Consider the following 646-nt stretch of genomic DNA (forward strand, 5'->3'; position numbering starts at 1 on the left):
TAATCACGCCCGGTTTGGGGGTCTGACAAAGGCCGACTTAGCTTATGTAATTCCGAGAAATTCCCCTGTCCCTTAAGTTCAATCATAGCAACCCGAGCGTTCGAACCGCCAAGATCAAGGGCCAGAAAGGTTCCGGCTTCGCAGCCACTTGGAGCCTGGAGATAGGAGGGGAACATCTTAAGCGAGCTTTCACGCCCACTTAGGCCTTGCTCCATGTGCTCCTGAAAACGGGAGGCAATGCTTAAGATCTTATTCCGAGAGATGGATAATTCGTTTTCCAGTTGAGTTAAAACTTGCTCTAGCAAAAACACATACCTGGTTTCCAAATACTAAACAATTCTATACATTTGCTTAATATCTTCACTTTGCCGACTAAACAAAGCGGTAGCGTCACAGGATTCAGCTACTAGGGTTAATACTTTCGTATTAAACATCCGTCCAGCCTATGGAGTCCCTCCATTAAGTACAACAGATGTGCAACTGTTAGTCGCCCTTAAAGGTCACTCCGCACAAGCCTTTCAACTAAGTGTACTTGTGCAGTAGATTACTTAAGTTTAATCGTTAAGCAATTCCTAGGAGAAGTTTCCTACGTACTAGCCATAAACCAGGCGTGTTCACTTCCTTTCGTTGTTTAAATAGTTTGTTA

The 646-nt window shown here is 44.1% G+C and carries 1 protein-coding gene; it reads right to left on the reverse strand.

Annotated features, from left to right (window positions below; translation table 11 throughout):
* Positions 1-326, reverse strand: a 326-nt coding sequence (locus UF75_RS25860) for a hexokinase family protein (RefSeq protein ID WP_282433867.1), incomplete at its 3' end; no start/stop codon positions are given.
* Positions 327-646: the final 320 nt, after the last annotated feature.

Origin of the sequence: Desulfosporosinus sp. I2, from assembly GCF_000960765.1 — a bacterium.
Lineage (GTDB): Bacteria > Bacillota > Desulfitobacteriia > Desulfitobacteriales > Desulfitobacteriaceae > Desulfosporosinus.